Below are 21,111 nucleotides of genomic sequence, written 5' to 3' on the forward strand. Positions count from 1 at the left end.
GGTCATCTCCATCGCTTCGCTTCGGATCTGCTTCGGGTCGGTCTCGGGTCGTCAGCTCGGCAGCGGGGCCGGCCGGTAGTCGTTCAGCGAGCTCGCCAGCACGGCGCCCGTGGCGCCGATCTGACGCAGCCGGGACACATAGGCGGCACCCCGCATGAGCTGCTCGGCCACGTCGGCCACCGTCCGGTTCTCCACCGGGAAGAGACGGCTGTCCTTCGCCCAGTCGTTGAAGGCGCCCATGGCCGGGCCGCACCACACCTGGTAGTCGCGGACGCGGTCGGCGTCCCCGTGGACCGCCCACCGGGCCGACAGGCCCAGGTACCAGCGGAACACCAGCGCCATCTTGACCTTGGGGTCCTTGGCCGCGCGGTCGATCTGCGCGGGCTCGCGCGTACGGAGGTAGTCGGCGCACTCCCGCCACACCTCGTCCACGGGCATGCGGAACATGTCCTTCTCCAAGCGGCGCAGCTCGGCGTCCGGCAGGGCGCCGAGGCCGTCGTACGTCCGGTACAGCTCGCGCAGCCGGGAGGCCCGCATGGGGTACATGGTCCCCCTTCTGAGGACCTGGACCTCGGCCCCGATCTCGAACATGTCGGCGGCGGGCGCCATCGCGTAGTCGGCGACACCGGCACGGGCCAGCAGTTCCTTGGCCTCCGGTGACGTTCCGGCTTCCACGCAGCTCTGGTTGACCGAACCGGTCACCACGTAGTCCGCGCCCATCGCGAAGGCGGCGGCCAGCCCCTCGGGGCTGCCCAGCCCGCCGGCCGCTCCGACACGGGGCACCGACACGTAGCCGAGCTCCCTGGTGATCCGGTCCCGCAGTCGCAGCACGGCGGCGGTCACCACGGCCGCGGGGCGCCGGTCGGTGTGTCCGCCCGAGTCCGCCTCGACCGTGATGTCGTCGGCGAGCGGCACCCGGGCTGCCAACTCCGCCTGGAGGGAGCTGATCCGGCCCTCGGCCACGAGCGTGTCGAGGATCTCCCGAGGCGCGGGCCGCAGGAACAGCGCGGCGACCTCGGGCCGGGAGACCTTCGCGATGACGCGGTTGCGCGCCACGACCCGGCCGTCCTGGTCGCGTTCTAGGCCCGCCACCCGGTAACGCACCACTTCCGCGGTCAGGCCCAGGAAGGCGGAGGCCTCGACCAGACGGACCTCCCGGTCGAGGTAGAGGTCGACCGTGGCCCGCTCCAGACCGGCCTCGGCCGGGCTGTGGATCAGGTTGCAGGCGAAGGGCAGACCGGGGATCTTCGACTCGAAGACGTTGAGCGCGGAGGCGATCCTGTCCGGCGCAAGACCTGCCGCTCCGAACGATGCGAGCAGGCCCGCTTCCGCCATCGCGATGACGAGTTCCTCGGAGGCGATCCCGTTCGCCATCGCACCGGTCATATAGGCCAGCCGCACGCCGTGCGCCTCGCGGAACGCTGCCGAGCCGAGCACGGCCGACGGGAACGGCGGTACGGATGCCAGGAGTTCGAAGCCTCCTTCGTCCGCCTCCCCTCCGCCGGACACCGCGCCGACCGCGTCGCCGTCGGCGACGATGTGGCAGGTGTCCTGGAGCCGCCGCAGCTCGCCCCGCACTCCGTCGACATCGAACCTCGGGACGCGCTCCCCCTGCCAGTTCGGTATCCGGCTCACTTCTGACCACCCCCCGTGACCACCGCGATGGCGATGTCCTTGAATTCGTAGACGCGCAGTTCGCCGCGCCAGACGCTGGCGTCCGCGATCAGGAGAACCTGACCGTCCTCCTGCCGCAGCTCCTTGATGTGCGCCTCGAAGTCCAGCCGGCGGTGTGTGGTCGCGAACTCGCCCCGGTAGGTCCACTGCACCTTGACACCGGGCGCGTGGTCGAAATGCGCGTCGGGCCGCCCCCGGGCCACGTCGGTGGACATGGCGTAGGCCCGCAGGCCCGCGTACACCGTCTCCGCGCCGAGCGAGCCCGGCATCACGGGGTCCTGGTGGAAGTGCAGCGGGAAGTACCAGTCGTCCGGACTCAGATCGCGGTGGCCTCGCAGATAACCGGCGCCGTGCACGCCACCCCCGGGGACGTACGTGAAGCCGTCGAGCATGTCCAGGCGTCCGGTGCCCAGGCGCAGCGAGCCGGTCCGTGCCCGGAGCTCGTCCAGGTCGGTTTCGATGGCCGCGCCGGCCGGCAGCTGTGCCTGGTCCAGCCAGAGCGGGACGGCCTGGCCGCGGTCCAGGCCGACACTGCCTGCCCGCAGGTCGCCGGTGAAGTAACCGGAGAGCTGCTCCCCGGTGTAGAAGACCTCCCCGTCCACGGAGAGTTCCCAGTCGGCGCGGTGCAGGATCGCGCCGCCCACGGCGTCGTTGGACAGGATGTTGACCCGCTGACGGACCGTCTTCCCGCGCAGATCGACCTGGCGCAGCGCGGTGGCGTGCCCGCCGAGATTGCGCAGGTAGTACTCGGTCTCCGGGAACCTCAGAGTGGTCCCGAGGAAGTACGGTCCGAGCACCCCGGGCTGGACTCCGGCTTCCATGTAAGCGAAGTGCGGCATGTACCGCTGGTTGTTCTCGGTGAAGTACCAGCTGTCCGCCGGGACGTCGTACTCGGACTCGATCACGTCGCCGGGCTTGATGGCACCGCTGACTCCGTCGATGCGCACCACCCGGTCCACGAAGCAGAGTTCACCGCTGGGCAGCCTGGGCACCCGGGGCAGTTCGCGGCAGACCTCGAACTGCTCACCCAGCATGGCGTGGTCGCCCTTGGCCACATGAGCGACGTGCATCTCGTTCAGCAGCGTGGGCTCGTCGGACGCCCCGCGCCGGCCGAGCGCCCGCGGGGTGTGTCCCTCCCGGTCGGGACGGAACGGCGTGCCGGGCTTCTCGACGATCCGGAAGCCCACGTTGCTGATCTTCGCGACGGGCAGTTCGTCCGCGTGGACCAGAACGTCGGCGATGATGAAGGGCCGGGGCACCAGGCCGATGTCGACGATGTCGATCTCGTAGCGGATCCGGCTCGTGGCCGGGTTGATCTGGCCGCGCACCTTGGTCGTGGTGGTCAGCCCCTTGATGGGCTGGTATGTGGCGTCCGGCAGGCACAGGTGGAGGCCCGCGTGCAGCCCGTACACCTGGAGTGCCTGCATGGCACCCTCCGCGACCAGCGTTCCCGGCATCACCGGGTCGCCGACGAAGTGGCTGCTGAAGTACCACTCCTCCGGGTCGAGGCGCTTGATCGACGTGCAGGAGCCGAGGCCGTGCGCGCCGCCGGTGAGGTCCATACGAGGCACCTCGTCCACCATGAGGAGCCGGGTGGGGTTCAGCCGCAGCGAGTGGTTGGCGCCCGGTTCCTGCTGATAGCCGGGGCCGAACACCTCCGCGAAGCGGCCTTCGGTGAGCTTGGCGATGTCGTCGCCGTCCAGCTTCGTGCGGTCCGTCCTGGCCAGCGGTTTGAAGGCGGAGACCCGCGCCGCACGGCCTGACGGCTTCGCCTTCGTCCCGGTGGACTTGGCGTCGATGATGCCGCCCGCCTCGGCGAGCTCACGGTCGGTGAAGAAGCCCGCGCAGCCGTTGCGCATGGTGAAGGCGAGCTCGCCGTCGACGAAGCAGTCGTAGTGGAAGAACGTCAGGGTAGGCCCGTTGGTGCGCAGGACGTTGCTGATGTGGATGTCGCACTGGATCCGCTGGCCCTCCCGGACGGAGGAGCCGTACGCGGTGAGCGACCCGTCGAGCAGCCGGTAGACCCGCTCGCCCTGGTTCTCGAGGTCGATCCCCATGTAGCTGATGAGCACGAGGTCGCACTGGCCGGCCTCGGCGAGCACCCCGAAGGGCATCTGGCCGTCGACGCTGTACCAGGCGCCGGCGGGCACGTCGTACTCGGTGCGGATGAACGACGGTTCGAACGTGCCCAGTTCGGCGTCCAGGGCGGTGACCCTGCTGACGAAGTGGTAGGGCTCGGCGGGCAGCCGGACCCGGCGCTCGTACTGGTCGATCGGCGCGTACGCCGCCCCGAACGCCTTGCCGATCTCGCCGTTGGCGAACTCGTGCAGGTCCTGCTCGTCGAGGATCACGCCCGGCGGCTTCGTCCGCACGGGGGCCTCGGGAGCGTCCCCGGCCGGCGGCCGGGACCGCGGGACCGCGTGGGCCGCGGTCCGCTGCGGACGGCCCGGGAAGGTGATGGCCGGGTGCTCCTCGGGAGCCCTGCCTTCCGGCCGCAGCCGCTGTATCGCTGCGCGGCTCTCTTCGGCCACGGACTCTGCCACCGGAGGTCCTCCTAGAGTGATCTGACGCACGGACAGCGTCCGCTTGGTTTCCGTGGGCGGCGCGGGCAGGTAGGGCGAGAGGTCGACCGGCAGGCCGTGGGCGGCGAGCCGGGCCAGGACACGGCCGATCCCGGATGCCGCGCTGGTACGGCGCCGGTCCACGGATGCCGCTACATGGCTCCGGCCCGGCAGGATCTCCTTGATCCATCTGCTGCAGGTGCCGCCGGGGCCCGCCTCCACGAAGTACCGGTAGCCGCGCGCGTACAGCGTCTCGACCAGCCGGGGGAAGTCGATCGTCTGGCGCAGGGTCGCCGCGTTGTTCTCGGCGATGTGCGCAGCGTCGAAGTCCTTCAGCGGAGCGTAACCATTCGCCGAATACAGTTCCACGGCGCCGACCGGCCGCGTCTGCCGGCGCAGACAGTCGGCCAGTTCGGCCGCGTCCGGGATCGGACAGTGCAGTACATGGCTCACCCCGCTGGGCAGGCTCTGGCAGCCCAGCGCGTCCACGACGGCCTGGCACTGCTGAGGGTCACCCGAAATCACCACCTCTTTCGGGGTGTTGACGTGGGTGACGTAGACGCGGTCGTAGCGCTCGACGGCGTCGCGTACCTTCACCGAGTCCTCGAAGAGGACGAACCCGGACCAGACGTCGTCGTCCGCCGTGCCGGGCGGGAGGTGCCACGCCTCGCGGACGGCGGACTTGGGTCCGCTCAACCGGCCCTGGAACACCTCGGTGAGCCGGGCGCGCTGCTCCGGCCCGTGCGACGCGGGCGAACAGGCGCCGAGCGCGTACAGCATGCTGGACTCGCCGAGGCTGTAGCCGAAGGCGCCGTGCACGGGCACGTCCAGGAGCTGCCTCAGTGCCTGGGTCTGAAGCCACGCGAACGAGCTGCCGATGTCCACCATGGAGGAGAAGTCCCGCATGAGCGCCGTGGTCGCCGCCGCCTCCTCGTCCGGGTCGGCCGGGCGGATGCGGCGCGGATGGAGCAGATCGGCGCGCATCAGCTCGCCCGCGTCGTCCACCGCGGCCTCGGCGACGGGCAGCATGCCCGGCAGGGCGCGGAACAGTTCCGCTCCGACACCCGGGTACGCGCTGAGCATGCCGGGAAACACCAGCGCGACCTTGCCCTCGGCTCCGATCGGCGCGGGTGTGTAGTAGCTCCCGGCCGGGGTGGTCCACTCCGTGCCCGCCCCGTGTGCCTGCGGCACCATGGCCAGCGCGCGGTCGGCCTCGCGCCGCAGGACGGCGTGGTCGGCGGCGCAGAGGACCAGCCGGTGGCCGTGCCCGGGCCGTACGGCGACGTCCCGGGCGACCCGCCCGAGTTCGGCCCGGTCTGCCGCCGCGTCGCGTACCGCGGCGACGCGGCTCATGAGTTCGGCGAAGTCCGCTCCGCCCACCGCCACGATCATCTGACCGTGGATGCCGGGGCCTTCGGCTGCCGTGACGTCGCCACGGAGCGAGCTGCCCGAGAGCACGACACCGACGTGCGCGCCACCGGTCCCGAGGCCGCTCACCAGCGCCCGGCGCGGGCCCTGGTGCGCGGCACGCAGCCAGGGGCGGCTCCGCTCGGGCACGAAGAACGCCGAATCCGACAGCAGGCCGAGGAAGCGGTCCGAGGGGCCCGACCAGTGCGGGACCGCCGGGAGGTAGGCGTGGTGCAGACACAGCGCGGCCTTGACGATGCTGACCAGGACCGCTGCCAGCTGGGTGTCCCCCACGTTGGCGGAGACCGCCCCCAGCGCCGTCGTCCGTTCCCCGTCACCGGCCGCGTCCCAGATCCGGGCCAGGCCCTCCAGCTCGGCGGCGTCCTGGGCGGGGACGCCCGTCGAGTGCAGTTCGACATAGTCGACGTCACCCGGCTCGGCCCCGGCGCCGGCCAGCGCTTCCAGCGCGGCGGCCCTGACCTGCTCGCCGTCGGCGGCCGGACCCACGGTCGGGGCGGGCGCGTACCGTATCGCCAGCGAGTCGATCGTGGCGTACACGGGACGCCCGGCCGTCCGCCGGTCGCCCGCGCGGGTGACCAGCAGTGCCGCGGCGCCTTCGCCGGCCCGCCAGCCGCCCTTGCCGCCGAGCCCGAGTCCGGGCTCGGCGCCGTAGGCCGAGAGCCCGAAGCGCGCGAGCATGTTCTCCACGTTGCCCGTGAAGTCGACCGCCCCGACCAGCACCGCTTCGACCGAGTCGTCCAGGAGCATCAGCGCGGCGGACTCCAGTGTGGTCGCCGCGCCCGCGCTGTCGGCCGCGACCGTGAACGCCGGCCCGGTGAAGTTCCACAGCGACGACACCCTGGTGGCGGTGATGCCCAGATAGCTCAGCACCGCGTTGGGTGACCAGCCGTCGCCGATCCCCCGCTGCGCCGCCTCCATCAGCTCCGCCACGGCTTCCGCGTCGCCGGTCTGCCCGAGCTCCTCGCAGCGCCGGCGCAGCACCTCGGCCACGTCGTGCCGCGCTGCGTAGGAGTGCCCCACCGCGTTCATGTCCGCGGCTACGATCACCGCCACCCGCCGGGCGGGCGGCTGGCCCCCGTTCTCGCCGTGCCGCCGGTAGCCCGCGTCCAGCAGGGCCTCCTCCGCGACGCGCACGAAGAGCAGCTGCTGGTCGTTGAAGCCTTCCAGGTCGATCGGCGGGATGCGCAGGCGTGCCGCGTCGCAGTCGAAGGAGTTGACGTACGCGCCGTCGGGCAGGGGCCGGTCGGGGGCGAGCCCGCGCCAGCGCCGCTCGGGCAGGGGCCCGAATCCGTCGCGCCCTTCGTACACCGCGCGTTCCAGCTCGCCGACGTCGGTGAAGGGGCCGACGTGGCATCCCAGGCCCACGATGTCGAGCTTCGGCAGTGCGCGCGGCTCTTCCGGCCCCTCCGGTGCCGTGGCGTCCGCGGTGGGAGGCTCGGCGAGGACCACGTGGGCGTTCGTGCCGCCGAATCCGAAGGACGACACCGCAGCAGTGCGCGGTCGCCCGTCCTGCGGCCACGGGGTGCACGCCCGCACGAGGCGGCCCTGCGCGCCCGCGAGCGGTTCGGTCACCCCCGGGGTGGGCGGTATGACTCCGTGCCGCATCGCCAGGATCGTCTTGATCAGTCCGGGCATGCCCGCCCCGGTCAGCAGGTGCCCCAGGTTGGACTTGACGGAGCCGAAGTACGGGATGGTGCCGTCGGCGCCGAAGTACTCGGTGATGCCGGACAGCTCGACGCCGTCCCCTACCTGTGTCCCGGTGGCATGGCACTCCAGGTACTGCACGGCGGACGGGTCCACGCCGGCGTCCTGGTAGGCACGCCGGTAGGCGTCGACCTGGCCGGTGCGCTGAGGTACGAGCGTGTGACGGCCGGCGCCGTCATTGGTCAGGGCCGAGCCCTCGATGACCGCGTGGATCCGGTCGCCGTCGCGTCGGGCGTCCGCGAGCCGCTTCACCACCAGCATGCCGGCGCCCTGGCCGGTCAGCGCCCCGCTGGAACGGGCGTCGAACGGCTGGCTCCGGCCGTCCTCGGGGTAGGCCCGCAGATCCGAGAACGCCAGGTGCAGGCCCACCAGTTCCTGGCCGCCCACCGCACCCGCGAGCATCACATCGGCCCGGCCGACGGACAGGTGGTCACAGGCCAGTTTGAGTGCGTACAGCCCCGAGGCGCAGGCACCGTCGACCGCGAGCTGCGGACCGCCGATGCCCAGCGCCGCCGCCACGACCCGGGCCGGCATGCCCCCGACCCACAGGTTGTGCGCGGCGGCCAGCGGGTCGCCGTCACCGCCTGCCCCGCCCGAAAGCGCCTCGCCCGGGTCGAACCCGGCCTCGGTCAGGCCGCGTCCGACCGAGGCGAGCCATCGGTCCGAGCCGCGCCGGGTGGACAGGAGCGAGGGGAAGCCCGCGTTGCCCAGCACGACTCCCGTACGGCCGCCGGCCGCGTCGCCGAGGTCGTATCCGGCGTCGCTCAGAGCGTCGCGGGACGCATGGAGCGACCACTGGAAGATACGGTCGAGCGCGGAGAGGTAGTCGGCCGGCAGCCGGTAACCGGTGGGGTCGAACGTGAAATCGCGTACGAAGCCCCCGCGGGTGTTGTAGATCCGGTGCTTGTCCCCCGGCCGGGCCGCCGGGCCGCCCGGCCGGCCCCGCTCGAAGATCTCCTCGGTGCCGTCGGTGCGGCTGTCCCGGCCGTCGTTCAGATTCCGCCAGAACTCCTCCACCGTCGCGGCTTCGGGGAACAGACACCCCATGCCGACGACCGCGTACCTCTGCCCGTTCGCCATGGCGATCAGCTCCCGGCCACGGCAGCGGTACCGGCCCGCCGCGCTGTACCGGACCCGCCGTCCACGGACGTGGACATCAGCGGGTCGAGGCCCGCGGGCCCGACCGTCGGACCGATCATGACGATCGTGTCCCGGCTCCGCCCCGGGGAGAACTGCTCGGCGAACATCTCGGCTCCGACGCGTTGCGGTATGAGGACGACACCGCGGTCCTCGAACATCTTGCGAAGCTCCGCGGTGACCATTCCCCCGTCCCACGCGCCCCAGTTGATGGAGAGGACACGCTCGGCGCGTCCCTCGCGCCTGAGTGCGGCCACCGTCCGGTTCAGCGCCTCGTTCGCCACCGCGTAGTCGGCTTGGCCGCGGTTCCCGAACAGCCCCGCGACCGACGAGAACAGCACGATGTGCTTGAGGCGCTGCGCCGAGAGCGACGTCAGTACGTTGTCGAGTCCGACCAGCTTGGTCGCCAGCACGGCGGTGACCTCCTCGGCCTTCTTCTTGACGATGAGCCGGTCGGCCAGCAGGCCCGCGCCGTGGATCACCCCGCTGATCCGCTCCTGGTAGGGCCCCAGCGCCTCCTTGACCGCGCCCGCGTCCAGGATGTCCACCGCGTGGTACGTCACCCGGGCGCCACCGGCACGGAACCGGGCCAGGTTGGCCGCGATCTCGCGCTGGGCGAGCAGGGTCCGATAGCGTCGCTCGATCTCGGGGAGGCTGACCTTCGCGCCGCTCCGCTTGGCCCGCCCGATGATGCGCCCCTTCAACTCGGCGCCCTCACAGCCCGTGGCCCACTCCGGCTCCCCCTCCAGCGCGGTACGGCCCAGGACCACCAGCTCGCAGGGGTACTCGGCGGCGAACGCCGCGACGCACTCAGCCGTCACTCCCCTGGCCCCTCCGGTGATGACGAACACGTCCGACGCGTTGGGCGATCCGCCGTCCGCCCGGCCGCTTGCCTGCGCCGGCACCCCTGCCGGGGCGAACGTCAGGGCGGTCCGCCGCCGGCCGTCCCGCCCGACCTCGCGCAGCGCGGTGTCCACGTCGTTCAGCTCACCGTTCACGATGGCGCGGACCGTCTCGTCGTCGAGTCCCGGCGCGATGTCGATCGACCGGCAGAACAGTCCGGGGGACTCGACGGCCAACGTCTTGGTCAGGCCGGTCAGCCCGCCCAGCATTCCGGCCGGCAGCGAGCCGCCGTCGAGGCCGGCAGCACCGTCCAGGTTGGTGATGACGACGAAGCCGGAGCGCTCGTCCCCGGCGGTCGCCAGAAGGTGCTCCTGCGTCAGCTTCGCCAGGAGGACCACGTGGGCGAGGCGTTCGACGGCGTGCGCGACGGTCGCCACTCCCCCGCCGGCCATCTGCACGCACAGGTCCAGCCGGCCTGCCCGCCTGACCACGTCCTCGACGGCTTCGGCGAGCGCCGCTTCGTCCCACGATCCGAGGCGGGTGACCGGTACGCTCCCGGCGCCCGGCGAGACCCCCGGCAGCGCGACGAGATGCGGCCGCAGGCCCATGCTCAGGAGTTCGTCGACCACACCGCGGGTGTGCGCGGAACCGTCATCGACCAGCAGCGCCGCTGACCGCGGCGCGAATGCTTTTCCCTGGGTCACCACCTCGCCCACGGTGTCGTAGGCGACTTGGAGACGGCCGACTCCCGATCCGGGTTCGTCCTCGGCCACTGCTTCCGTCCCGCCGGGTTCCGGCTCCGCCCCGTCCGCTTCGGTATCCGAGGCGATCAGCACGTTCACGACGTCGTCGAGCGTCCTCAGCTCACCGATCCGCTGGGTATCCATCTCACGGATCCTCGGGAACATCCCCTGCAGACCACTCACGATCTCCACCCGCTTGATGGAATCCACACCGAGGTCCGCCTCGATGTCCATCGACGCATCCAGCATGTCCACCGGATAGCCGGTCTTCTCCGACACCACCGCCAACAACGCCTCACGCGCCCGCACCACCGCAGCCGAATCAACCACCGGAGCTACCACAGCCGGCACCGCAGCCGGCGCAGGCGTCTCCACCACAACCGGCGCCTCCACCACCGCCACCGCTGAGACCGCAGCCACCGACTCGGGCTCCGCCCCGTCCGCTTCGGTATCCGAGGCGATCAGCACGTTCACGACGTCGTCGAGCGTCCTCAGCTCACCGATCCGCTGGGTATCCATCTCACGGATCCTCGGGAACATCCCCTGCAGACCACTCACGATCTCCACCCGCTTGATGGAATCCACACCGAGGTCCGCCTCGATGTCCATCGACGCATCCAGCATGTCCACCGGGTAGCCGGTCTTCTCCGACACCACCGCCAACAACGCCTCACGCGCCCGCACCACCGCAGCCGAATCAACCACCGGAGCTACCACAGCCGGCACCGCAGCCGGCGCAGGCGTCTCCACCACAACCGGCGCCTCCACCACTGCGGGCGTCTCCACCACAACCGGCGCCTCCGCCACCGCCACCGCTGAGACCGCAGCCACCGGCTCGGGCCGCGGTTGCCTTTCGGGGGTCGGCTGCTGCGGCACCCGCACGGGGCTGACCGCCGAGAGCGGCGAGGCCACCGGGGCCGCGGGGGGTGTCACCGGCACCGGCACCGGCACCGGCACCGGCACCGAGAAATCGGTTCCGTTGAGCAGGGCGGTGATGGCGTGGTTCCCTTGCTCCTGCCCTTCGAGAATCAGGGAGTTGTAGCGTTGCAGCAGATGCAACGACTCCCGGACGTCCTCGGCAGGGGCGGTGGAAACCTGCCCGGCTATATCGGCGATCATCTCCTGGGCAACGCGCAGCTGCCCGTTGAGGTACCCCTGGGACAGCGCCACATGCTTCGCCAGCAATTGGCTCGTACTGATCGACACTTCAGCTCCATCGTCGTAAGTGGCCGGCCCGCTGTCTGATTCCAGAGAAACCCCCACGCGTTCGTCCTGGCCGGGAGGAACGGCGGCCGGTCCGGACTCCGATGACGCCTCTGCGGCGGCGGAGGTCAACACATGAGGTGTGGCGAGCAGTTGCTGATACGCAGCACTCTTCTGCTCCGGTACGAAGTTCTTCGCGGTCAGGCGGACCGCACCCTTTGTGACGGGCCGCGTGTCCACGCTCCGGTCGTAGCGGCTGATGGCGTCGACGGGCTGTCCCAGGACGCGCAGCTGGAGTGCGAGCAGCTTGAGGGACCGGTCGGCGTCGGCGCGCGGCCCCTTGTCGGCCGAGAGGCACACGACCTGCTTGTCCGCCAGGGTGCGCTTGACCAGCCCGGAGAGCACGGACTTGGGCCCGAACTCGACGAAGACCCGGAACCCCGCGTCGTACATCTCGGTGATCCGCCCCGAGAAGTCGACCGGGTTGCGCAACTGCTCCACCAGGACGGACTTGTTCCGGGCCGGGTCCGCACCGTAGGAGGCTCCCGCCGTGTTCGCGTAGACGGGCCGGTCGGGCGCCTGGAAGTCGGTCGACCCGACGGCCTCACGGAAGGCGTCCACCGCGTGCTCCACGAACGGGGTGTGGAACGCGGCCGACACCGGGAGGAGCGACGCGGTGATCCCCTGGGCTCCGGCCTCGGCCACGAGCTTCTCGATCTGTCCGGTGGCTCCACCGACGACGAACTGCTCGGGAGCGTTGATATTGCAGATCCGGGTGTCGGGGTGAGCCCGCACCAGTTCGTCCACGGTGCTCCTGGGTGCGCTGAGCGCCGCCATGGCGCCGGAGTCGCCCGTCGCGGGAGCAGCCATCGCCCGGCCTCGCGCACCGGCCAGCTTGAAGAACCTCTTCTCGGTGAGAACGCCCGCGGCCCACAGGGCCGTGAGTTCGCCGAAGCTGTGTCCGAGGAAACCGTCCGGGGAGAAGCCGAGTTCGCGCAGCCAGTTGTACTGGCCGACGGAGAGCGCCCCGATCGCCGGCTGGGCGTTCTGTGTCTGCTGCAGAAGCTCGCTCTGCTGCTGATCGCCCTTGCCGAAGGTGGGAGGCGGGAAGACCGCGCGCGACACGGCCGACCGGCCGGACACGTACATGGCCATGCTGTCGAAGGCTTCGCGCACCGGGGGCACGGCCAGAGCCGCGGTCCGCCCCATGTTGACGTACTGGCTCCCCTGACCGGCGAACAGGGCCGCGACCTTGGCCGACCCGGGAAGCGCCCCGCGCCTGCCTGTGATTCCGGCCGGATCGCTCCACGTCTCGGCTTCCGGTCGCTCGCGCACCATGCGTTCGGCACTCGCCCGAAGCTTCTCGAACTCCTCCTGCCTGCGGTGGACGAAGCCGATCCTGAGGTCTCCGGCCGGAATGGCCGCGCCGTCGGCGGCCGGGGGGTGCCCTGCGAGCCTCTCCGCCAGTCGCCCGGCGTCCGGTGCGTGCCACAGGGCCGTGCGCACAGCCGGTGCCAGAACGGACGGCCGCTGACCGCGGGTCGTGTACTCCTCCAGTACGCAGTGGTAGTTCGTCCCGCCGAACCCGAAGGCGGAGACGGCGGCCCGTCGGATCGGGCGTCCGGGCTCGTAGATCCACGGTCGCGCGAGCACGTTGACGTAGATCCCGCTGTCCTCCTCTGCGGTCGCCCCCAGCGGCTGTGTGACGTTGATGGTCGGGGGCAGGATCTTCTGGTTCAGTGCCAGCGCCGTCTTGATGATGCCGGCCGCGCCCGCCGCGGCTTTGGTGTGGCCGATCTGCGACTTGACGCTTCCGATCGCGGCGAATTTGGGTTCCGAGGTGGTTTCCCGGATGAATTCCGTGAGCGCCGAGAGTTCGACGCTGTCACCCGTCTTGGTGCCGGTTCCGTGCGCCTCGAAAAGGCCGACCGACGATACCGGCACGCCGGCGTCCTCGTAGGCGCGGCGCAGAGCCAGGATCTGCCCCTTCTTCTGGGGGGCGTAGATACTTCCGGACCGGCCGTCGTTGGCGGTGCCAAGGCCTCGTATCACCGCGTAGATCTTGTTGCCGTCGCGCTCGGCGTCCTCGAGCCGGCGCAGGGCGAGCATGCCTATCCCATCACCGAGGAGGGTCCCGTCGGCGGATTCATCAAAAGGCCGCACGTTTCCCGAAAGGGAAAGTGCGGGAGTCTTGGAGAAAGCCATATAGGCAAAGACCGTGTTATCGACGGTACAACCGCCGGTCACCATCATGTCCTGCCGCCCGGCCGCCAGTTCACGCACCGCGACTTCGATCGCCGCGAGGGAACTCGCACAGGCGGCGTCGACCGTGCAGTTCATTCCGCCGAGGTTCAGCCGGTTGGCGATGCGCCCCGCCACCACATTACCGAGCAGCCCGGGAAAGGACGCCTCGTCCCATTCGACGAACGCCCTTGTGAAACGCTCGGCGATCTCGCCGGCATCGCGCTCGGACAGGCCGATGCTGCGCGCCGCGTCGGCCACGATCGGTGCCTGCATCCGGGAGCTGAGCGGGATGGTCGCCGACAGGGAACCGCTGATGCCCAGGACCACGCCCGTCCGCGAAGGCTCGTACCAGGACGAGCCCTCGGTCCCCGCGTCACGCAGCAGGTCCCGGGCGACGACGAGGCTGAGCAGTTGAACGATGTCGGTTGACGGCAGGAGCGTGGGGGGAATGCCGAGGCCCATCGCGTCGAACTGCACGTCGGGCAGAAAACCCCCGCGCCGCGAATAGGTTTTGTCCCGCGCCATGGGATCCGGATCGAAGTACCGATCGGTCGACCATTGCGAATCGGGAACGTCCCGTATGCAGTCCTCTGCCTCGACCACCCTTTGCCAGAAGTCACCCATGTCGCTGGAATTCGGGAAGACGGATCCGATTCCGACGATGGCGATCGGAGTGTCCGCGAGCCGCAGTTCACTTGATTGGGAGCGCATGTTTTCCCTACATAGATTCCGTTTCGCGGCGCCATGAAGGCGCTCCAAACTAGTCACTCCGAAACGGCGGCAACGGCCACGCGATTGCGGCCCCCGCCGTTTGCAGTGCGAGCTTGACACAGCCCGAGGCCAGTCAGCAAGACCATTCTTTGAATATTACTCAGGGTCAATAGGATGCCGCCGCAGCGCGGCCCTGCATCCAGTTACCCTAAGTAATCCAAAGAGGGCATACAGAGCTTGCACATGGCCGTACGGCCAGATGCACAAGACTCCATGGGTCTGGAATGCACCCTTCTCCGCAAGAGAAATCTCGTAAATTCCCGCCCGGTCGGTAACCCGGTCGGTAACCGCGAATCCAAGGAAGACGGTCCGGTCACAGCGGGCAGTGTTCCGGTCATGACCACCCCTCGGTCACGGTCTGGCGCGCGGTGCGGAAGCATGCCTCGATCGAGCTGCCGGTCCAGTAGTCGCCGGTCAGGTGCAGGCCCGGGCACCCCCGCAGCAGCTGTCCGATCCGCGCGAGGCGTGCCTCGTGCCGGCGACTGTAGGAGCAGAGTCCGTCACTCCAGACCCGGGCGGCGGAGTCGACGACCTGTCGCCGCACCGGGATGTAGCGTCCCAACTCCGTTTCGCCCACGGCGAGCAGCCGATCACTCGAGACGCCCTCGGCGAGCAGCGCACGGGCCTCCACACCGCTGAAGGTGTAGCGCACGATGTGCCGGTCATCGACTCCGTACGAGCCCGCGTTGACCAGCGGGCCTCCCTTGGGAAGCACCAGAGCACGCACGCGCTCGTCGAAGACCGGGCCGTCGTACTCCGCCAGGACGACCGCCACCGGGTTGTATCTGATCCCCCGCAGTTCCGCGGCGAGTTCCGGCGCCTGGTCTTCCAGGAGCGATGCCGCTGCGCCGGCCGGAATCGCCAGGACCACGGCCGAGGTCCGCAACTCTCCCTCGGTACCGTCCGAGGTCCGGTACCGCAGGCCCGCTATCCGTGACCCCTCCCCCACCAGTCCGCGCACGGTGGTGCCCAGCCGGACCGGCACCTGAGCGCCGAAGGTCTTGAAGAGGGGCTCGAACCCGCCGGTCAGCTGCTCGAAGCTGTCCAGGAACATCCCGAGGTTGGAGCCGAAGGTGCCCAGGAACGACTCCTCCGGCTCGGCGCCGTTCATGCGCAGAACCATCGGGCGGACCAGCACGCTCCGGAGGTACTCCCCGAAGTACTCCGACAGATCGGGGTCACCTGCCGCGTCCGCGAGTCCCCGGAAGTAGGGGCCGCCGATGAACCGGTTCGCACTGTCCCTGCGGGTCCGCAGGATCATGCGGCACAGGCGCACCACGTCGCGCGCACCGGCCTTGCGCAGGAAGGCGTAGCTGTTCCAGAGGCGGTCCTTCTTGTCGAAGGTCTGGATCCTGCCGTCCTCGATCCGCGATGTGTTGACCCCGAAGTACTCGAAGTCGAAGCCGCCGAGACCGGCCACGAACTGGCGGAAGTGGTGGTATTGCTGCCCGATGTTCTTGCCGCCCGCCGTCACCGTGCGGGGTCCCAGGGACTGACTCGCGGACCGTCCGCCCAGGCTCTCCCCCTGGTCCAAGAGCACGACGTCGACCCCGGCGTTCTTGAGGTACCACGCAGTCGCGATGCCGGACCAGCCGCCGCCGACCACTGCTACCGGTTCGTCAGTAGGCACGCTGTTCACCCTCGTCCTTCCCTTCCGAGCCGTTGACCGACGCCGTCCAGGCCGCCAGCCGCTGGGCGAGCGGCATACTGCACCGCACCCATCTGAAGTGGTCCAGCGGCGCTCCTTGCGCCTCCGCCTCGGTGAACTGCCACCGGACGACCGGCGCGTTCCGCACCTTGTCCAGGAGGTGGTCCACGGATCCGGGGGGTGCCAGCGGGTCCGCCTCCACACTCGCCGCGAAGACCGGCAGCCGCAGCTCCGCGAGGAGCGCCTCGTAGTCGGCGGCGGAGCGGTCGACGGAGTAGCGCCCCGTGCGCTGCTGCCGTGTCCACTCCCGGATGAGGCCGGTCGGCTGGAGTCCGCCGAACCGCAGGCGCTCCCCCGGCCAGTGCCCCAGGCACAGGGAGATCACCAGCGCGAGCTGGCCCCGCACGAGGATCCTGAGCGCGGCCGTTCCGCCGAAACTCCGGTACCAGCCCGAGCCCGAGGCGACGATCGCCACCCCCTTGAGCCCGGGACTCCGCCCCGATGCGCCGTGCAGCAGGCTCAGTTGGCCGCCCAGGCTGTGCCCCGTGAGGAACAGAGGAGCGTCCGGAAAGAGGCCCTGCGCGGTGCGGACCACCGCGGGCAGGTCCACCTCGACCAGTTCGCGGTAGCCGTAGCGGACGCCGCGGACGAACTTCGGCTCGCACTCCCCCTGGCCGCGGAACTCCATGGTGAGCGCGGTGAGGCCGGCCCGGTAGAGGTTCTTGACGAACTTCCGGTAGAACCGCGCGGGTGTGCCCATCGCGGGCGCGATGAGCAGGACGGGAGCGTGCGGGGCACTCTGGACCAGGCCGCGCAGGGGTATCGCGGCCCCGTCCGTGCGCACGATGCCCAGCAACGGGAGCGCCTCGTCAAGGGACTTCATGGGGGACCACCTCCGCACATGCGCTCCGTCGGGCGACGGCGGAGTGGTACCCGTCGAGGAGTCCGACGTCCGCGGGAGTCCACACGGTGCGGGACAGGCCCGTCGGCCTCGCCGGCCTTCGGGCGCACCGTACCCACCCCACCCGGCCGGCGGGCAGGCCGAGGTGGCGCGCCACCACCTGGACGGACCGCGGGTGGGCATCCTGGCTCCGCCGGCCGGAGAACCGGCCGAGGCGCACGTTGGCAGTCGGCATCAATGCGGTTCACCTCCCGGTGAAGACGGGCCACTCTCCGGTGAGGCGTGCCGCGATGCCGCGGCGGATGTCGTCGGTGTAGAGCCCGGCGACGAAGACGTCCGCCTCGGCGGCCAGGAACTCCTCCAAAGGCATCTGCCAGCCCGAGCGGACCAGACGCTTGGCGTTGCGCACCGCGTGCGGCGCCTTGGCGGCGAGTTCCTCCGCGTACTCCCAGACCGCCGCCAGGAACGCGCCCTCCTCCACCACACGGTTGACCAGACCCGCGTCCCGGGCGGCCGGTGCTCTCAAAACGGGTTGTTCCATCAGAAGTTCGACCGCTCGGGCGTGACCCACGATCCGCGGCAGGAACCAGGACATCCCTGCGTCCGTGGAGGCGCCGATACCTCCGTACGCGAAGTTGAAGGCAGCCCGTCGGGCCGCGATCCGGATGTCGCAGGCGAGCGCCAGCGCGAACCCTGCGCCCGCGGCCTGGCCGTTGACCGCCCCGATCACCGGACAGCGCAGCTCCTGCAGACTGCGGACGATGGACGTCAGGGGCAGCTGCCACCGCTGCCAGTACTCCTCAGGCGTCAGGCGCTGCCCACTGTCCAGAATCGCCTGGTGTTCCCTCAGGTCGGCGCCGACGCAGAAGCTTCCGCCCGCTCCGGTGATGACGACACCGCGCAGCTGCGGCTGACACACGAGCCAGCCGGTCGCGTCCTTCAACGCGAACATCAGCTCTTCGCAGAGAGCGTTTCCCTGCTCCGGCCGGTTGAGCGTGACCAGGGCGAGGTTGTCCCTCATCTCGACGTCGAGCACATCGCTCCGGGGAGGGCTCTCACTCATTCGGGCCCTCCGCATGTGACCTCGGTTTCGACGATGACCTCGTCCGACTGCGTCAGGCGGGCCATGCACACGACGGTGGATCCGTCGCGCGCTAGGACGCGGGCGGAGCAGTGGACCGGCGCGGAGAACTCACCGAACCCTGTGAACCGGGTCTTCCACGCCAGCGCCCGCACGAGTCGGGGCGGGCTGCCGAGGACCCGTGCGGTCAGGGCGACCGAGGCCTGGCGGCACGCTTCCAGGAGCGCGGTCCCCGGGTAGTGGTCGACCTCGTGGTCGAAGAAGAAAGGGTGGTCGACGGCCAGGGCCAGCTCGGCGGTGGCGTCCTCCCCAGTGACGGACAGGTGATCGACGAGTACGTCCTGCGGGTGGGTACGGCCCACCCTCTCGGGTGCGAGCCGCGAGCCGGTCAGGGAGGGGTGGGCGGAGTTCGGCCGCGCACCCTCACGCATCGAGTCGTATGCGTCCGCGTCCAGGAACTGGGTGGTGCCCGCGAACGTGGCCACCCGCCGGTCCCGGTGCCAGAAGTCAGCGGTGCCTGCGATGCTGCGCGGACTGCCGTCGCTGCGCTTGCGGACGTTCGCCAGGCGGAGGTCGACCCGGAGCTCGGGACTGCCGTGCCACGGCGGGGCGGACGGCTCCCGGGCGAGATCGACGGACCGGATGATGAACCGGGTGTCCGGGCCGACCCCGAAGTGGAGGTGCATCATCACCTCACCGGCCTGGCGGATGATCTCGGTGAGCGCGAGGAGGTCGAAGGGCGAGTCCGGTGAGTCGTTCAACAGACGGTTGAGCAGCGGCAGCCGGGCCGTTGCCGCGTAGACGTCGGCGCCGGTGGCCTCGACGCCGGTGATGAACACGTTCTCGACGGACGCCTTGTGGACGAGACCCCACGGCACGGTGCGGTCGGAGCCCTGAACGACTGTCACGCCATCTCCAATCCGACAGCGTGAACCCCGCCGTCCGCGTGCAGAATCTCCCCCGTGACCCCCCTGGCCAGGTCGGACAGGAGGAAGAGGACCGGACCCACGATGAGCTCGGCGGATGTCCCCGGCCAGGCCAGGGGGGCCTCCCTGTGCCATTTGGTGAGCAGGTCGGGCAGGCAGTCGAGGCCCGTCCCTGCCACCGTCTCCACCGGTCCCGCGGCGACGAGGTTGGACCGGCACCCGGAACGCCCCAGGTAGAGCGCGAGGTAGCGGTTGACGGCCTCCAACGCCCCCTTGGCGACACCCATCCAGTCGTAGCGCGCGTAGGCGACCGTGGCGTCGAAGGTGATCCCCACGACGCTTCCGCCGTGCGGGCTCCTCTCCAGGAGCGGGAGCAGGGCCGTGGTGAGCGCGTGGAAAGAGTAAGCGCTCACCCGGAAGGCCGCTTCGGCACTCGCCGCCGGTGTGGTCAGGAAGTTCCCGTTCAGGGCGTCGGAGGGGGCGGCCGCGATGGCGTGCACGGCCCCGTCGAGCCGCCCCCAGCGCTCGGTGAGCGTGGCGCGCAGCCGCGTGAAGTCGCCCTCGTCGGAGGCGTTCAGCTCCAGAATCTCCACGGGGTCGTGCAGTTGGGCAGCCGCACGCTCCGTGAGCCGGCGTGAGCGGCCATGGGTCGTGAGGATGACCTCCGCGCCGAGGTCCTGCAGCCCGGCGGCGACGTGCCAGGCGATGGAGTCCACCGTCAGCACGCCCGTGACGAGGTAGGTGCGGCCTTGCAGTCGCAGGGTCATCGTTCCGGCCGCTCCGGACCGCTCAGAATGAGAACGCTGTTGTGACCGCCGAAGCCGAACGAGGTGGAGATGGCCGTGTGACCGCCGTCCCCTCCGGCCCGCAGTGGGGTCGCGTGATGTACGTGGGCAAGGGGTTCGAGTTCGTCGTCCGGGTTGCACAGGCCCACCGTCGGCGGGGCGACGCCGGCCGCCACCGCCCGCAACGTCACGATCGCCTCCACGGCCCCTGCCGCGCCCATGAGGTGGCCGACGCACGACTTCGTCGAGGAGATGGGGATCGAGGCGAGCGCGTCGCCGAAAACGGTCCGCAACGCGGCGATCTCCAGGCGGTCGTTCATCGGCGTCCCGGTGCCGTGCGCGTTCACGTAGTCGATGTCGCCCGGCTCGAGACCGGCGTCCTCCAGCGCGACGCGGATGGCGCCGACCGCGGCCTGCCCGTCCTGCGCCGGTGCGGTCAGATGGTGCGCATCACAGGTGGCGCCGTACCCGATGACCTTGCCGAGCGGCCGCGCGCCCCGTGCCGCGGCGCCTTCGGCGGACTCCAGGACCAGGATGCCGGCCCCTTCCCCCATCAGGAATCCGTCCCGGTCCTTCGCGAAGGGAACCGACTCTCCGGTCGGCGACATCGCGCCCGCGTTCAGGAATGCCGCGCGGGTGAAACCCGACAGCGAGGCTTCGGCGCCGCCGACGATGGCCGCGTCGGCCTCGCCGCTCCTGATCGCCCGCATCCCCGCGCCGATGGCCTGGGCACCGCTCGCACAGGCCGACGTCACGCAGTACGCCTCGCCGTGCAGGCCGTGTCGAATGGCGATCTGAGCGGCCGGGGCGTTGGCCATCAGCATGGGAACGGTCAGCCCTGACACATAGTCCGGGCCCTGCTCCCGCATGAGTGCCATCTGCTGCTCGGCTGTCTCGATACCCCCGACCCCGGAGCCGATGATCGACATGACCCGTTCGGACCGGTACGGCAGACCCCTGTCCCATCCGGCCTGCTTGACCGCCTCGTCGCAGGCCACGATCGCGAACTGGGAGAAACGATCCGTCCGATGGACTTCCTTCCGGGTGAGCACCTTCGTCGGCTCGAAGGCCGAGCACCTGCCCTCACCGTCACGCAGCCCGCTCTCACCTCTGAGCGACCGTTCGTACAGTGCGGCAACTCCGTCGCCGAGCGCGGTAACAGCGCCGATCCCCGTGACTACGATGTCCCGGCTCACTCCAAGCCGGCCTTGAGATAGACGACCGAGAGCGCGTCATCGATCGTGGTCACATCACGGAAATCCTTGGGCTTGATATCGACGGAGAACTCCTTCCTTACCGCCTGACCGAGTTCGGCCAGGTCGAGGGAGTCGATGTCGAGGGATTCGAGGGTCGCCTCGGGTGTAATACTCGAAGCCTCAAGGTCAAAACGTGCCAGAGAGTCGATCACGAACTCAAGAATCTGCTCCTTGGTCGCCACGTCATATCCTCCAGGAAGTAGGTT

The 21,111-nt window shown here is 70.2% G+C and carries 10 protein-coding genes; all 10 read right to left on the minus strand.

All coding sequences use genetic code 11. The annotated features are described in order from the left end of the window. Positions 1-51 precede the first annotated feature (51 nt). Positions 52-1,635, minus strand: coding sequence for a PfaD family polyunsaturated fatty acid/polyketide biosynthesis protein (locus tag ACGFZA_RS28990; RefSeq protein ID WP_393682952.1), 1,584 nt, complete (start codon positions 1,633-1,635; stop codon positions 52-54). Continuing rightward, a complete protein-coding gene (locus ACGFZA_RS28995) occupies positions 1,632-8,447 on the minus strand; it encodes a beta-ketoacyl synthase N-terminal-like domain-containing protein (protein WP_393682954.1) in 6,816 nt (2,271 codons plus the stop codon). The genes ACGFZA_RS28990 and ACGFZA_RS28995 overlap by 4 nt, the downstream gene beginning before the upstream one ends. Before the next feature lie 5 nt (positions 8,448-8,452). Further along, complete coding sequence (locus tag ACGFZA_RS29000) at positions 8,453-14,296, minus strand: SDR family NAD(P)-dependent oxidoreductase (RefSeq protein ID WP_393682956.1); 5,844 nt, start codon at positions 14,294-14,296, stop codon at positions 8,453-8,455. A gap of 346 nt (positions 14,297-14,642) precedes the next feature. Beyond that, entirely contained in the window at positions 14,643-15,938 is a 1,296-nt protein-coding gene (locus tag ACGFZA_RS29005) for a protoporphyrinogen/coproporphyrinogen oxidase (RefSeq protein ID WP_385276688.1), read from the minus strand. Then, positions 15,928-16,839 carry an alpha/beta fold hydrolase gene (locus ACGFZA_RS29010; protein ID WP_385276685.1) on the minus strand — a complete coding sequence of 304 codons (912 nt, stop codon included), beginning with the start codon at positions 16,837-16,839 and terminating at the stop codon, positions 15,928-15,930. The genes ACGFZA_RS29005 and ACGFZA_RS29010 overlap by 11 nt, the downstream gene beginning before the upstream one ends. 262 nt (positions 16,840-17,101) lie before the next feature. Continuing rightward, positions 17,102-17,920 carry an enoyl-CoA hydratase/isomerase family protein gene (locus ACGFZA_RS29015; protein WP_393682959.1) on the minus strand — a complete coding sequence of 273 codons (819 nt, stop codon included), beginning with the start codon at positions 17,918-17,920 and terminating at the stop codon, positions 17,102-17,104. Next, positions 17,917-18,846: an AfsA-related hotdog domain-containing protein gene (locus ACGFZA_RS29020; protein WP_393682961.1), complete on the minus strand. Its 930-nt coding sequence runs from the start codon at positions 18,844-18,846 to the stop codon at positions 17,917-17,919. Before ACGFZA_RS29020 ends, ACGFZA_RS29015 begins: the two co-directional genes overlap by 4 nt. Beyond that, entirely contained in the window at positions 18,843-19,631 is a 789-nt protein-coding gene (locus tag ACGFZA_RS29025) for an SDR family oxidoreductase (RefSeq protein ID WP_385276677.1), read from the minus strand. The genes ACGFZA_RS29020 and ACGFZA_RS29025 overlap by 4 nt, the downstream gene beginning before the upstream one ends. Then, positions 19,628-20,845, minus strand: a complete 1,218-nt coding sequence (locus tag ACGFZA_RS29030) for a beta-ketoacyl-[acyl-carrier-protein] synthase family protein (protein ID WP_385276674.1) — start codon at positions 20,843-20,845, stop codon at positions 19,628-19,630. Before ACGFZA_RS29030 ends, ACGFZA_RS29025 begins: the two co-directional genes overlap by 4 nt. Continuing rightward, positions 20,842-21,087, minus strand: a complete 246-nt coding sequence (locus ACGFZA_RS29035) for a phosphopantetheine-binding protein (RefSeq protein WP_385276671.1) — start codon at positions 21,085-21,087, stop codon at positions 20,842-20,844. The genes ACGFZA_RS29030 and ACGFZA_RS29035 overlap by 4 nt, the downstream gene beginning before the upstream one ends. Positions 21,088-21,111 lie beyond the last annotated feature (24 nt).

Origin of the sequence: Streptomyces sp. NPDC048211, from assembly GCF_043202315.1 — a bacterium.
Classification (GTDB): domain Bacteria; phylum Actinomycetota; class Actinomycetes; order Streptomycetales; family Streptomycetaceae; genus Streptomyces.

Excerpts from the sequence above, each read along its gene's own strand:
- ACGFZA_RS29010 (WP_385276685.1), bottom strand. The coding sequence starts at position 16,839 with ATGAAGTCCCTTGACGAGGCGCTCCCGTTGCTGGGCATCGTGCGCACG.
- ACGFZA_RS29015 (WP_393682959.1), bottom strand. The coding sequence starts at position 17,920 with ATGAGTGAGAGCCCTCCCCGGAGCGATGTGCTCGACGTCGAGATGAGG.
- ACGFZA_RS29025 (WP_385276677.1), bottom strand. The coding sequence starts at position 19,631 with ATGACCCTGCGACTGCAAGGCCGCACCTACCTCGTCACGGGCGTGCTG.
- ACGFZA_RS28995 (WP_393682954.1), bottom strand. The coding sequence starts at position 8,447 with ATGGCGAACGGGCAGAGGTACGCGGTCGTCGGCATGGGGTGTCTGTTC.